Below are 12,651 nucleotides of genomic sequence, written 5' to 3'. Positions count from 1 at the left end.
TGTTCACCGAGGTAACTCGGTGAACGGTCGCTGCCCTCGCGGAGCTCCACGATGGTGGTGGATGCTGACCGCGTAACCTCGTTCAGCATCCACACCTCAGCGGATCGTGACCTGTCGGTTGGCGAGCCCGGCGCGAGCCGAGCGGACCTCGGGGGTGATCTCGGAGTCGTCGGCGAGGGCCTCGTCGAGCAGTTTCTTGAACGCCACCGCAGGCTCCTCGAGCGCCTCGGCGCCGGTGCCGACCGGCAGGTCCCAGACGGGAGCGAGCAGGCCGTGGGCACGGAACATACCGACGAAACGGGCGTCGGGGACGATCACGTCGTCGCCGGCCACGTGCAGCCGCGCGAGCGCGGTGAGCAGGGCGTCCTCGGGCTCGGGCATCACCCAGCGCAGGTGCTCCTTGGAGCCGACCGAGGTCCAGTACGCAGCCTCGACCGAGGTCAGCCGCTCCGTCGGCAGCACCGACTCGTTGGCGTGCTCGAGCGCGTGCTCGAAGTCGCCCTTGTCCTCGACGTCGCCGAGCCACCAGTCGAAGCCCTCGTGGACGGTGACGTCCAGGGACTCGTTGGTGACGATGTCCTGGAGCCGCGGGCCGGGGCCTGGCGCGGAGGTGAGACCGAAGATGCCGGACTCGCCCGCCGCGCGGCTCTCCAGCGCCTGCAGCAGCGCCGCGGCCACGTCACGCGACACGTCGCCGTAGTTGTGCTGCACCTGCAGCCCGGCCCACACCTCGCCGGAATCGCGCGACATCGCCGGCGCGGCGCCGGGCAGCAGGGTGCCGAGCGTGACCGGTGTCGACTCGAAGCCCTTCACCGCCAGCGACACCGTCGCCGACGGCACCAGCTCACGCAGCGCGACCAGGTCGCACTCGCCGGGCAGGCCCTCGAACGGGCGCCCCACGAACGCACCGCCGGCGGCACCGTGGCACGCCTTGTAGCGCTTGCCGGACCCGCACGGGCACGCCGCGCGCGGGTTGGGACCGTCCGTCGGGGCCGCAGCCGCCTGACGGTTCTTGACTCGGGACTTCTTGGCCACGGCCAAACCCTAACCGCCGAGCAGCTCCAACATGTACCCCGGACGGTCGGTGATGACGGCGTTGACCCCGAGGTCGAGGCAGAGCTTGAGCTGGTCCTCCGTGTTGACGGTGTAGACGTGCAGGTTGCGACCCTTCGATGCCAGCCGCCGCGCGAGCTTCGGATGGGCGGCCAGCATGTCGATACCGGCCCCGAGCCACCAGTCCGGGCCGATCGCATGCCGCACCAGCGGCCAGTTGGCGGCACGGTCGATGAGCTGCACCAGAGGTACGCCAGGAGCCATCCGCTCCACCCGCTGCAGCGCCGTGAACGAGAAGCTCATCACCCGCACCGGGCTGCCCGGTCCCGCCCACCCGAAGTCGTTGAGCACGTCGACCAGCCGCCCCTCCGTCAACCCGCCGTAGCGCGTCGGGTGCTTGGTCTCGATCGCCATCTCGACACGCCGGTCGTAGTCCCGCACGGCCCGCAGCAGCCGGTGGAGCGTGAGCACGCCCCGCATGTCCCGGTCCGGCGCCTCGTCCTCGCCTTCCCAGAACCCGTTCTTCCACGCCGCGAAGTCGATCGCCTGGAGCTCGGCGAGCGTCATCTCCGAGACGAGGCCGCGCGCGCCGATGCGGCGCAGATGCCGGTCGTGGACGCAGACGAGGTGTCCGTCCATGGTCAGGCGTACGTCGCACTCCAGGGCGTCCGCGCCCGCGTCCAGGGCGGCGACGTACGCAGCCAGGGTGTGCTCGGCGATCTCGTGACTGGCGCCGCGATGCGCGACGACCTGCGGCCTCATGAGGAGATCATGAGCCATCCGTCAAGCCTCGTCGCGCGACACGAGCGAGAAGTCGTCGACCTCGCTGTCAGCATGCCAGGGCGGTACCCCGGCCCCGGCAGATCAAGACCACGCCGCGTCCGCCTCCGCGCCGGTCGTCACCGCCCGCCGGCCACCCGCAGCGTGGTCGCGGTGACGTACGAGGCCTTGTCGCTCATCAGCCAGGCGACCGCCTCGGCGACCTCGTCGGGTGAGGACGCGCGACCGATCGGGATCTGCGGCGCCATCCGCTCGATCCGGCCGGGGTCGCCGGTGGTGGCGTGCATGTCGGTCTCGGTGAGCCCGGGCGCGACCGCGACGACCCGGATGCCGAGCGGGGCGACCTCGAGACCGAGGCCCTTGGTGAGCGTGTCGATGCCGGCCTTCGCGGCGGCGTAGTGCACGTACTCTCCCGGCGATCCCAGCGTCGCGGCGCCCGAGGAGATGTTGACGATCACGCCACCCTCGGCCAGCGCGGAGACGGCTGCGCGGGCGACCAGCGTGGGGCCGACGAGGTTCACGTCGTACGTCCTCCGGATCTCGTCCGGCGGGGTGTCGACGAGCGGCGCGTAGCGGTAGGTCGCGCCGGCGTTGTTCACCACGCCGGTGATCGGCCCGGCGGCCTCGAAGAGCGCGGCGATGCCGGCGTCGGTGGTGATGTCGGCGCCGACGATCTCGCAGGAGACCCCGAGCGCCCGGACCTCGTCCCGCGTCGCGGCGGCGGACGAGGCGTCGGACAGGTAGCCGAGCACGAGGGAGTGGTCGTCAACGGCCAGGCGATGAGCGATGGCGGCACCGATGCCGCGCGTGCCTCCGGTGATGAGAGTGCGTTTCACACCCGCAGGGTGTCACGCAGCCTCCACGCCACCAGAGCCAGTGCGAGCACCCCGGCGAGCGCCCACCCGGCCGGGTAGTGCACCGCCGGCTCGTTCCAGCGCTCGTGGAAGTAGACCAGGTGCGAGGAGAGGAGCCCGGCGTCGACCGAGCGGCCCTCCTGGATGAGTACGCCGATGGCCACCAGCACCGTCAGCAGCGTCTGCATCGCCCAGCCGAGGATCCAGGCAGGAACCCAGGCGACGACGTCGACGGCGCGGCGTACGGACGTCACCAGGACGGTCACCAGCGCGGCCGCCAGCAGCGCGTCGATCACCGACGACGGCAGCTCGCCGGGGAGCATCCCGTCGAGCCAGAGAGGTACGCAGACGGCCGGCGCCGCCAGCATCGGAGCTCGCAGCACGCATGGCCCCAGGCTTGCGGCGAGCCCGGCGGCGAGCCCGGCCAGGGTGGTGATCGCGGCGATCGCGACCAGGTGGGTCAGCATCGACGGGTTGGTCGTGGCAGGCCCCGAGGCGAGCGTCAAGCCAAGGAATGCAGCGCCGGCGACACCGGCTCCCGCCAGCGTGGCACTGAGCAGCCGTCGGTCCGTGCGCAGTCCGGCGGCCAGCCCGCCGAGCGCGGCGGCGAGCAGGGTGAACGAGACCAGCTCGGCGACCATCGGGGCGAGCAGGAGCGGCTGCGGCTGGACGAGCTGGGGGAGGAAACCGACGCCCCAACCCGCGGCCGCGGCCAGCGGAATCATCCACAGACGCGTCCGTTCAGTCATGCGGTCCACGGTGACAGGCGCAAGATGAGACCAGGCGGCGAACCGGGGAACACCAGCCCAACGTCAGGTGGCCCGCCCGTTTCCGTTCTTCACCGCGGAGATCGGATTTCTTATTGCCGGGCGCCGAAGCGGGATACCTGGGTAGGCTCTGGAGACGTACACGTCCCCCACGCGTGGATGAGGTGAGATCGGCATGACCAAAGCACCCCGAAGGATCTGGGCCAGAAGCATCAGCACCGCAGCGCTGACCAGCCTCGGACCTCGGGCCGTCGCTGCCGTTGCGCTGACCGCTTGCTTCGCCTTCCTGGCCCCGAACGAGGGGAGCCTCGACACCGGTCACCAGCGGCCGGAGCTGCCCGACCCGGGTGCGCTCCAGGACCCTCTGGGCATCGCCAACGGCCTGGGCGGCGTGAAGAACCTGACCCCGACCGACGCGGTGAAGCTGGCCTCCAACGCCGAGGAGCTGTCGATCCCCCCGGTCGCCCTGGCTGCCTACCAGCGCTCGGCCACGGTGCTCAACGACGCCGACGCGGCCTGCCGTATCGACTGGGCGCTGGTCGCCGCGATCGGCATGGTCGAGAGCAACCACGGCCGCTTCGGAGGCAGCGAGCTCAACTCCCACGGCCTCGCCATCCCCGCGATCATCGGCCCCGAGCTCAACGGCGCCGGCAACTACGCGGCGATCCGCGACACCGACAACGGCCTCTACGACCACAACACGGTCTACGACCACGCGGTCGGCCCGATGCAGTTCATCCCCTCGACCTGGACCTTCGCAGGCACCGACGGCGACGGCGACAACCGCCGCGACCCTCAGGACATCGACGATGCCGCCGTCGCCACGGCGGCCTTCCTCTGCGCCGGCACCGAGGACGTCAGCACCGACTCCGGCGCCCAGGCAGCGGTCTACCGCTACAACCAGAGCGACACGTACGTGGAGGCCGTGCTGAAGATCGCCGGCCAGTACCGCAACGGCGAATACCCGGGCTCCCCGAACGTGGACGGCGGCTCTCCCTCCACGATGAGGCCCAACGTGTCCGCCCTGCCGCGTACGTCGAACACACCCGCGCAGTCGACGACCAAGTCGACGACCAAGTCGGAGACCAAGACCGGCACCAACGGCGCCTCGAAGACCCCGGTCCCGCCCCCGCCGGCTGACTCCGGGGACAGCGACAACGGCAGCGACAACGGCAACGACAACGGCAGCGGCGACACCCCGTCGGATGGCGGGACGACGACGCCGACGCCCACCCCGACGCCCACCCCGACGCCCACTCCGTCCCCGACGCCGTCGGACCCGCCGGCCACCGAGGAGCCCGAGCCGCAGCCCACCACCCAGAGCAGGTGCGAGGAGGCGGTGACCACCACCTACCCCGACCTCGACCCCGAGGGCGAGCTCTTCGCGCGGGTGGCCGCGGAGTGCGCGACCCACTTCACCGGCACGGTTCCCGAGCTCGAGGCCGCCGAGGACTACGTACGAGACCTCCACGGCGACCCCGGCTGGGAAGACCTTCCGACGCCCACGCCCGACGACCCCACCACGACACCGTCGGAAGGCGCTCAGACGGAGGCTCCCGACGAGACGGCCGCGGAGTCACCGAGCGCCACGCCGTCGTCGTGAGACCGGTCAGCTGACCTTGATCACCGTCTTGCCGAAGTTCTGACCGCGAAGCATCCGGTTGAACGCCGCAGGCGCGTTCTCGAGCCCTTCGGTGATGTCCTCGCGATAGCGGAGCCTGCCCTCGGCCAGCCAGCCCGTCGCCTCGGCGAGGAACCGGTCCTCATGGTCACGGACGAACTCGGTCTGGATGAAACCCCTGATCAGCAGTGATTTGTTGAGCACGTGCCGCATCAGCCCAGGTGCCCGGTCGGGCCCTTCGGGCGCGGCGGTGTCGTTGTAGTGGGCGACGATCCCGCAGACGGGCACCCGCGCGAACTTGTTCAACCGCGGCAGCACCGCGTTCCACACATGTCCGCCGACGTTCTCGAAGTAGACATCGATCCCGTCCGGGACGGCCGCCTTCAGCTGCTCCTCGAAGTCGGGCGCGCGGTGGTCGAGGGCCGCATCGAAGCCCAGCTCGGCCAGGTGCGCGACCTTCTCCGGTCCGCCGGCGATCCCCACCGCCCGGCAGCCCAGGATCTTCGCGATCTGACCGACCGTGGCGCCCACCGGGCCGGTCGCCGCGGCCACCACGACGGTCTCGCCGGGCTTCGGCTGCCCGATCTGGGTCAGGCCCGCGTACGCGGTGAACCCCGGCATCCCCAGCACGCCCAACGCGGTGGAGACCGGCGCAGCGGAAGGATCGAGCCGACGGGTGTGCTTGGCCGGCGCGACCGAGAACGACTGCCAGCCGCCGTACGCCAGGACGACATCTCCCACCTCGCGTGACGGGTCGCGCGACTCCACGACCTCGGCGACCGTCGCGCCCGGGAGCACGTCACCCAGCGCGGTCGGCTCGGCGTACGAGGGCGCATCGCTCATCCGACCGCGCATGTAGGGGTCGAGCGAGAGGAATCTCGTACGCAGCAGCACCTCACCCTCCGCGGGCGTCGGCACCTCGGAGGTGACGATCGAGAAGTCCTCGGCGGTCGGCTCACCGACCGGGCGAGCGCGGAGCAGGATCTGTGTGTTCGTGTCGGTCATCCCGCCATGGTGCCGTACGGGCGGGCAGGCTTGCTTGATTACGCTTAATCTTATTGACTTAGATCATGAAGCGCCCGGTCGACGTCCACCAGCACCTGTGGCCGCCGGCGCTGGTCGAGGAGCTGCGTCGTCGGCGGCAGCCCCCGTATCTCGACAGCTGGGTCCTCCACCTCGACGGCGAGCCGCCCTACACCGTCGATCCGGCCGACCACGACCTCGCCCGTCGTTCGGCCCGGGAGGACGGGCTCGTGCTGCTGTCCCTCTCCAGCCCGCTGGGGATCGAGTCACTCGCCCCGGACGAGGCTCACGTGCTGCTGGAGGCCTGGCACGGCATCGTCGACGATCTGCCGGCCGACTACGGACTGTGGGCGGCACCCGGGCTGGTCGAACCCGACCTCGACGACCTCGCGACGGTCCTGAAGAACGACCGCGTCCACGGCCTGCAGGTGCCGGCGACGGCGCTCGCGACCCCGTCCGCGCTCGAAGCCCTCGCGCCGGTGCTCACCACCGCACAGCAGGCCGACCTGCCGGTCCTGGTGCATCCAGGACCCGCCGGTCCGTCGGCAGCCCGCGCCGCCTTGCCGGGATGGTGGCCCGCCGTGACCTCGTACATCGCCCAGCAGAGCGCCGCCTGGCACTCCTGGCACGTCGCGGGCAGGTCGCTGCTCCCGACCCTGCGGATCGCGTTCGTGGCCCTGGCTGGGCTCGCGCCGCTCCACCATGAGCGACTCGCCCAGCGCGGCGGCAGCCTCGGCGCGATCGACCGGCACGTCTACTACGAGACCTCGTCCTACGGCACCCAGGCGATCGACGCGATGTCGCGCGTGGTCGGTGTCGACCCGCTGGTGAACGGCTCCGACCGTCCGTACGCCGAGCCGACCGACCATCGCCGAAGCGGAGCCCGAGGCGATCAGCTCGGTCTCGGCGAGGCCCTGAGTCGGGCCGTCTTCGTCACCAACCCGCACCACCTGCTCACCGGAGGAGACCGATGACCGTCACCGAGCCGACCGTCGACACCGTCCTGAGCCGCGCGGACCTCCCCGCCCTGCCGGGCCGGGCCCTCGCCCCCGGCGAGCTCCGGGACTGGGTCGACCAGCTCGCCGCGCGCCCCGACCTGTGGGAGCACCTCGCGCGCCACGACACCGGCGGCCGCCATTACGTCTCGCTCTACCGCGACACGGACATCGACGTCTGGCTGCTGTGCTGGAACACGGTCGACGACACCGGCTGGCACGACCACGACATCTCCTCGGGCGCGGTCGCGGTGACCCACGGAGCGGTCATCGAGCAGCAGCCGAGGTTCGGTGGCGCGCCCGTGCAGCGGGAGGTCGGCGCGGGTCGCAGCTTCGGCTTCGGCCCCGACCACATCCACCGGATGAGCGGCGCGGTCGACGGCTCGGTGTCGATCCACGCCTATTCGCCGCCGCTGTGGCGGATGGGGCAGTACGCGATCAGCGACGACGGCGTCATGCGCCGCGTCTCGGTCTCCTACGCCGACGAGCTACGTCCGCTGGAGGACTGAGAGGGCACCCTGCCGGATCGCGGTCATCCGGAATGCGGCGTACGTCGGCGTCGTTGCCACGGAAGGCGGAGGTATCTGTGGCACATTTCAAGCGTCGGAGGCCGAGGGCGGGACGGCGAGGCAAACACCAGTTTGAATATCCGTTTAACACCTTCTGTTCCTTCCGATGATCTGGCAGGCTGAAGATCTTGTGCAACGGCGTCCGCAGACGGCGAGCGACAGACAGGAGCGGTGGCTGTGATCGAGTTCGAGGGCGTCACCAAGCGCTATCCGGACGGCACCGTGGCCGTGGACGACCTCTCCTTAACGGTCGAGACCGGTCAGATCACCGTGTTCGTCGGTCCGTCGGGATGCGGCAAGACCACCGCGCTGCGGATGATCAACCGGATGATCGAGCCGACCTCCGGCCGGATCCTGATCGACGGTGACGACATCACCGCCCGCCCGGAGGCACAGCTGCGCCGCGAGATCGGCTACGTGATCCAGGGCGCGGGGCTCTTCCCGCACCGCACGGTCCTCGACAACGTCGCCACCGTCCCGATCCTCCAGGGGGTCTCGCGCCGGGACGCGCGCTCGAGCGCGCTCGGGCTGCTCGAACGTGTCGGGCTCACGGCCGACCTCGGCGAGCGCTACCCGGCCCAGCTCTCCGGTGGCCAGCAGCAGCGTGTCGGCGTGGCCCGGGCACTGGCGGCCGACCCGCCGGTGCTGCTCATGGACGAGCCGTTCTCCGCGGTCGACCCGGTCGTGCGCGACGACCTCCAGCAGGAGCTGCTCAGGCTCCAGGGCGAGCTCGGCAAGACCATCGTGCTGGTCACCCACGACATCGACGAGGCGATCCGGCTCGGTGACAAGGTCGCCGTCCTCGCCAACGGCGCCCGGCCCGCCCAGTTCGCCCCGCCGGCCGACATCCTCGCCTCACCCGCCGACGACTTCGTCGCCTCGCTCGTCGGCCGCGACCGCGGCTTCCGCGGCCTCTCGTTCGCCGACGGGAACGAGATCGCGCTCAAGACCATCGACCACGGCGTCGACGGGCTCACGCTCGAGGTCGACGCCGACGGCAGGCCGCTGGGCTGGCGAGGCCCGGACGGGCTCCTCCCGACCGAGGGCACCTTCCGCGACGGTGCGAACCTGCGTACGGTCGCGGACCTGGCCATCCTCTCGCCCGCGGGCGCCGCGGTGCGGGTCGACGCCGAGGGTCGCGCCGACGGCCTCGTCCTGCTGGAGGACCTGGCGGGCAACGTACGTTCCCAGCAGCGGGAGCGCCTGGCAGCCCTCGCCTCGTCTGCTCCGGCATCTGCCCCGGCCCCCTCGGGGGAGGCGGGGTGAGCGACCTCTGGAGCTACCTCGCCACCAACGGCGGCGACGTCCTCACCGCGCTCGTCCAGCACATCTGGCTCGCCCTGCTGCCGGTGGCGATCGCCTTCGTCCTCTCGCTTCCGCTGGGCGCCCTGGTCCACCGCTACGTCCCGGTGCGCCACATCGCGCTCACCGCCGGCAGCGTGGTCTACACGGTCCCGTCGCTGGCCCTGCTCCTGCTGCTCCCGGGTGTCCTCGGCACCAGCGTCCTCGACCCACTCAACGTGGTCGTCGCGCTGACGCTCTACTCGCTCGCCCTGCTCGTCCGCACCACCGCTGACGGTCTCGACGCGGTCGACCCCACCGTCCTGCAGGCGGCCACCGCGATGGGCTACCGGCCCGTACGCCGCTGGTTCGCCGTCCAGCTCCCGCTGGCGCTACCGGTGATCATGACCGGCCTGCGGGTGGCGACCGTGGCCAACGTCAGCATGGTCAGCATCGCGGCGCTGGTCGGCATCGGTGGCCTGGGGCAGCTCTTCACCCGAGGGTTCCAGCTGGGCTTCTACCTGCCGCCGATCGTGATCGGGCTGGTCCTCTCGGTGACGCTCGCGGTCATCGCCGACGTCCTCATCGTCGCCCTCCAGCGCGGGCTCACCCCGTGGTCGCGGGCAGGTGCGCGATGACGCTCGACTACCTGCTCGACGCCACCAACTGGTCGCTGACCAGCCCCGACGGCTTTCCTCAGCGCATCCTCGAGCATCTCGGCTACACCTTCCTCGCGCTGCTGATCGCGACCGCGATCGCGTTCCCGATCGGCCTGCTGATCGGCCACACCGGACGCGGCGCGCTGATCGCCGTCAACCTCGGCAACGCCGGCCGCGCGCTGCCGACCCTCGGCGTGCTCATGCTGGCTCTTGCGCTCGTCGGGATCGGCCTGGTCCCGGTCACGATCGCCCTGGTCGTGCTGGCCATCCCGCCCATCCTGGCCACGACCTACGCCGGCATCCGCGCCGTCGCCGACGCGACCGTCGACGCAGCACGAGGCGTGGGCATGACCGAGACGCAGATCGCCTGGCGGGTCGAGGTCCCGATCGCGCTGCCGATCATCATCGGCGGCCTCCGCAACGCGTCGCTCCAGGTGGTGTCGACCGCGACCATCGCCGCGTACGCAGGGCTGGGCGGTCTCGGCCGCTATCTCTTCGACGGGCTGGCCACGCTCCAGTACGACCAGGTGGTCGCGGGCGCGATCGTCCTCGCCGTGCTCGCCGTCGCGATCGACCTCGCGCTCGCTGGGGCCCAACGTCTCCTGGTGTCGCCGGGCGTGAAGGGCCGCGGCGCCGGCAACCGCCCGGCCACCGTGCGCCCGACCGGCCAACCCGCTGGCGAACCCGCCGGCTGACCAACTCAGAAACCCGAGAGGTATCTCCATGTCCCGCCGAATCCGCACCACCGCGTACCTGTTCGCGACGCTCGCCGTGGCAGGCACTCTGACCGCCTGCGGCGGTGACCCCCTCGACTCCGGATCCGACTCCGGGTCGGGCGATGACAAGATCGTGGTGGGCTCTGCCAACTTCCCCGAGAGCGAGCTGCTGATGGAGATGTACGCCCAGGCTCTCGAGGCCGAGGGCGTCGAGGTCGAGACCAAGCCCAACATCGGCTCCCGCGAGGTCTACATGGAGGCCTTCAAGAGCGGCGACATCGACCTGCTGCCGGAGTACAACGGCGGTCTGCTGTCCTACCTCACGGAGGGCAACCTGCCGGAGGGCGTCTCCGCCCCCGACGACGTCTACACCGCGCTCCAGGACGTGCTCCCGGAGGGCAGCCAGACGCTGCCGCAGTCGGCCGCGGAGGACAAGGACTCGCTGACGGTGACCAAGGCGACCGCCGATAAGTACTCTCTGACCAGCATCGAGGACCTCGCTCCGGTGGCCAAGGACCTCACCCTCGGTGCCAGCGCGGAGTTCAAGACGCGCCCCCAGGGCATCCCCGGTCTGGAGAAGGTCTACGGCGTCACCTTCAAGGAGGTCACCCCGACCGATCCCGGCGGCCCGCTGACCATCGCGGCGCTGAAGAAGGGCTCCGTCGATGTCGCCAACGTGTTCACCACCGACTCGGCGATCCCGACCAACGACTGGGTCGTCCTGGAGGACCCGAAGAACCTCTTCCTCGCCCAGAACATCGTCCCGCTGATCCGCTCCGAGGCGCTCAGCGACGACGCCGAGAGCGCGCTCAACGCGGTCTCGGAAGCGCTGACGACCGAGAACCTGACCGACGCCCTGGCCAAGGTGCAGGTCGACAAGGCAGACCCGGCCGTTGTCGCCAAGGAGTTCCTCGCCGACAACGGCATCGAGTAGGAGATCGCGCCCGCTCGCCTACCCCGTCCGCTGCGGTAGGCGAGCACCCCTCGAGCCCGACCGAGTGCAGACCCTCGGGTCGAAGAGCCGACTCGCCGTGCGGAGCAGTCGGCCCGCGGGTACTTCTCGACGTCAACATGGCGCTCGGCATGCTCAGCGCGTCGGTGTCGCCGTCACGACCACGTCCGGGATCCCGGGCGTACTGCGCGGGTGCCTGGCGATGATCCTGAGCGACGGGATCTCGACGTTCGCGGGCACGGGCTTTCATCCTGATGGCCCCAGGCCCGAACGTGTCGCGCACCGGCCTCACCGGTCCATCCGGGAGGCATCTCTTCCTCGTCTCTGCCATCCGCCGGTCCCGGCGCACGAGTAAGGTCGACTGACATGACGAGCACGAGCCAAGACCTCACCGTCGACGTCATCGTCGTCGGCGCCGGACCGACCGGGGAGAACGTTGCCGACCGCGCGGTGCAGGGCGGTCTGACCGCCGCCATCGTCGAGAGCGAGCTCGTCGGCGGCGAGTGCTCCTACTGGGCATGCATGCCGACGAAGGCACTGCTGCGCGATGCGACGGCGCTGCGCGCGGCACGGGCGCTTCCGGCCGCCGGCCAGGCGGTCACCGGCAAGCTCGACCCCGCCGCCGTATTCGCCCGGCGCGACTCGTTCACGTCCGGGTGGGACGACTCGGGGCAGGTCGACTGGCTGAACGGAGCCGGGATCACGCTGGTGCGTGGACACGGTCGGATCACCGGCACCCGTGCCGTCACGGTCACCGCGTCCGACGGCACCACCACGAACCTCCAGGCCCGCCACGCCGTCGTGATCGCCACCGGGAGCTCCGCCCTCATCCCGCCGATCCCCGGTCTCGCCGATGCCTCGCCGTGGACGAACCGTGAAGCGGCCGGGGCGACGACCGTTCCCGGACGCCTCGCGATCATCGGCGGCGGCGTGGTCGGCGCCGAGATGGCGACCGCCTTCAGCTCGCTCGGGTCGCAGGTGACCCTCATCTCGCGCACCCGGCTGCTGCCGGGGGTCGAGCCGTTTGCCGGTGAGTACGTCGCCGATGCGCTCCGGACGTACGGGGTCACGCTTCATCTCGACGCCGGGGCGGAGGAGGTCCGGCGCGACGACGCCGGCGAGGTGCGACTGACGCTCTCCGACGGCACCGAGGTCGTCGCCGACGAGGTCCTCGTCGCCACCGGCCGGGTCCCGAACACCAAGGACATCGGCCTGGAGCATGTCGGCCTCGAGCCAGGCAGCTGGCTGAACGTCGACGACGCACTGGCCGTGGTCGATGACGACGGGGGCTGTGGTGCTGGGCGGCGCACTGTCACGCCTCGCGCCGTGGCTGCTGCCCGCCCTCGAGCGGGAGCTGGCGGAACGCACTGCCGGCCGGGCC

Annotated in this window: 13 protein-coding genes; 8 read left to right on the top strand and 5 right to left on the bottom strand. The window is 71.0% G+C overall.

What is annotated here, in order from left to right:
- Positions 1-96: 96 nt before the first annotated feature.
- The 4 genes from ACFVJS_RS20390 to ACFVJS_RS20375 form a co-directional block, all read right to left on the bottom strand.
- Positions 97-1,035, bottom strand: coding sequence for a DUF5926 family protein (locus ACFVJS_RS20390; RefSeq protein WP_378884092.1), 939 nt, complete (start codon positions 1,033-1,035; stop codon positions 97-99).
- A 9-nt stretch (positions 1,036-1,044) separates the two neighbouring features.
- Positions 1,045-1,815 carry a glycerophosphodiester phosphodiesterase family protein gene (locus tag ACFVJS_RS20385; RefSeq protein WP_378884089.1) on the bottom strand — a complete coding sequence of 257 codons (771 nt, stop codon included), beginning with the start codon at positions 1,813-1,815 and terminating at the stop codon, positions 1,045-1,047.
- Positions 1,816-1,952: 137 nt separating this feature from the next.
- On the bottom strand, positions 1,953-2,669 hold the full coding sequence (locus tag ACFVJS_RS20380; protein ID WP_378884086.1) for an SDR family NAD(P)-dependent oxidoreductase: 717 nt from the start codon (positions 2,667-2,669) through the stop codon (positions 1,953-1,955).
- On the bottom strand, positions 2,666-3,436 hold the full coding sequence (locus ACFVJS_RS20375) for a hypothetical protein (RefSeq protein ID WP_378884083.1): 771 nt from the start codon (positions 3,434-3,436) through the stop codon (positions 2,666-2,668). The genes ACFVJS_RS20380 and ACFVJS_RS20375 overlap by 4 nt, the downstream gene beginning before the upstream one ends.
- A gap of 193 nt (positions 3,437-3,629) precedes the next feature.
- Between ACFVJS_RS20375 and ACFVJS_RS20370 the strand changes: the two genes are divergently transcribed.
- Positions 3,630-5,057, top strand: coding sequence for a lytic transglycosylase domain-containing protein (locus ACFVJS_RS20370; RefSeq protein WP_378884080.1), 1,428 nt, complete (start codon positions 3,630-3,632; stop codon positions 5,055-5,057).
- A gap of 6 nt (positions 5,058-5,063) precedes the next feature.
- Here the strand turns inward: ACFVJS_RS20370 and ACFVJS_RS20365 are convergent, their stop codons facing one another.
- Positions 5,064-6,080 carry an NADP-dependent oxidoreductase gene (locus ACFVJS_RS20365; RefSeq protein WP_378884078.1) on the bottom strand — a complete coding sequence of 339 codons (1,017 nt, stop codon included), beginning with the start codon at positions 6,078-6,080 and terminating at the stop codon, positions 5,064-5,066.
- 65 nt (positions 6,081-6,145) lie between these two features.
- Here ACFVJS_RS20365 and ACFVJS_RS20360 point away from each other — a divergent pair, with 65 nt between their 5' ends.
- From ACFVJS_RS20360 to ACFVJS_RS20330, 7 genes are all read left to right on the top strand, one after another.
- Positions 6,146-7,072: an amidohydrolase gene (locus ACFVJS_RS20360; protein WP_378884075.1), complete on the top strand. Its 927-nt coding sequence runs from the start codon at positions 6,146-6,148 to the stop codon at positions 7,070-7,072.
- Positions 7,069-7,602 carry a cysteine dioxygenase gene (locus ACFVJS_RS20355; protein WP_378884073.1) on the top strand — a complete coding sequence of 178 codons (534 nt, stop codon included), beginning with the start codon at positions 7,069-7,071 and terminating at the stop codon, positions 7,600-7,602. Before ACFVJS_RS20360 ends, ACFVJS_RS20355 begins: the two co-directional genes overlap by 4 nt.
- Before the next feature lie 237 nt (positions 7,603-7,839).
- A complete protein-coding gene (locus ACFVJS_RS20350) occupies positions 7,840-8,928 on the top strand; it encodes an ABC transporter ATP-binding protein (protein ID WP_378884095.1) in 1,089 nt (362 codons plus the stop codon).
- Positions 8,925-9,581: an ABC transporter permease gene (locus tag ACFVJS_RS20345; RefSeq protein WP_378884070.1), complete on the top strand. Its 657-nt coding sequence runs from the start codon at positions 8,925-8,927 to the stop codon at positions 9,579-9,581. Before ACFVJS_RS20350 ends, ACFVJS_RS20345 begins: the two co-directional genes overlap by 4 nt.
- A complete protein-coding gene (locus ACFVJS_RS20340) occupies positions 9,578-10,297 on the top strand; it encodes an ABC transporter permease (protein ID WP_378884064.1) in 720 nt (239 codons plus the stop codon). Before ACFVJS_RS20345 ends, ACFVJS_RS20340 begins: the two co-directional genes overlap by 4 nt.
- A 28-nt stretch (positions 10,298-10,325) precedes the next feature.
- On the top strand, positions 10,326-11,252 hold the full coding sequence (locus ACFVJS_RS20335) for an ABC transporter substrate-binding protein (RefSeq protein WP_378884061.1): 927 nt from the start codon (positions 10,326-10,328) through the stop codon (positions 11,250-11,252).
- Positions 11,253-11,636: 384 nt separating this feature from the next.
- A partial coding sequence (locus ACFVJS_RS20330; protein WP_378884058.1) for an FAD-dependent oxidoreductase occupies positions 11,637-12,651 on the top strand: 1,015 nt, incomplete at its 3' end.

This window comes from Nocardioides sp. NPDC057772 (assembly GCF_042798075.1).
Lineage (GTDB): Bacteria > Actinomycetota > Actinomycetes > Propionibacteriales > Nocardioidaceae > Nocardioides.
Note: the sequence above shows the minus strand (reverse complement) of the source record. Positions and strands in the feature narration are given on the sequence as shown.

Excerpts from the sequence above, each read along its gene's own strand:
- ACFVJS_RS20385 (WP_378884089.1), bottom strand. The coding sequence starts at position 1,815 with ATGAGGCCGCAGGTCGTCGCGCATCGCGGCGCCAGTCACGAGATCGCC.
- ACFVJS_RS20375 (WP_378884083.1), bottom strand. The coding sequence starts at position 3,436 with ATGACTGAACGGACGCGTCTGTGGATGATTCCGCTGGCCGCGGCCGCG.
- ACFVJS_RS20370 (WP_378884080.1), top strand. The coding sequence starts at position 3,630 with ATGACCAAAGCACCCCGAAGGATCTGGGCCAGAAGCATCAGCACCGCA.
- ACFVJS_RS20365 (WP_378884078.1), bottom strand. The coding sequence starts at position 6,080 with ATGACCGACACGAACACACAGATCCTGCTCCGCGCTCGCCCGGTCGGT.
- ACFVJS_RS20360 (WP_378884075.1), top strand. The coding sequence starts at position 6,146 with ATGAAGCGCCCGGTCGACGTCCACCAGCACCTGTGGCCGCCGGCGCTG.
- ACFVJS_RS20355 (WP_378884073.1), top strand. The coding sequence starts at position 7,069 with ATGACCGTCACCGAGCCGACCGTCGACACCGTCCTGAGCCGCGCGGAC.
- ACFVJS_RS20340 (WP_378884064.1), top strand. The coding sequence starts at position 9,578 with ATGACGCTCGACTACCTGCTCGACGCCACCAACTGGTCGCTGACCAGC.
- ACFVJS_RS20335 (WP_378884061.1), top strand. The coding sequence starts at position 10,326 with ATGTCCCGCCGAATCCGCACCACCGCGTACCTGTTCGCGACGCTCGCC.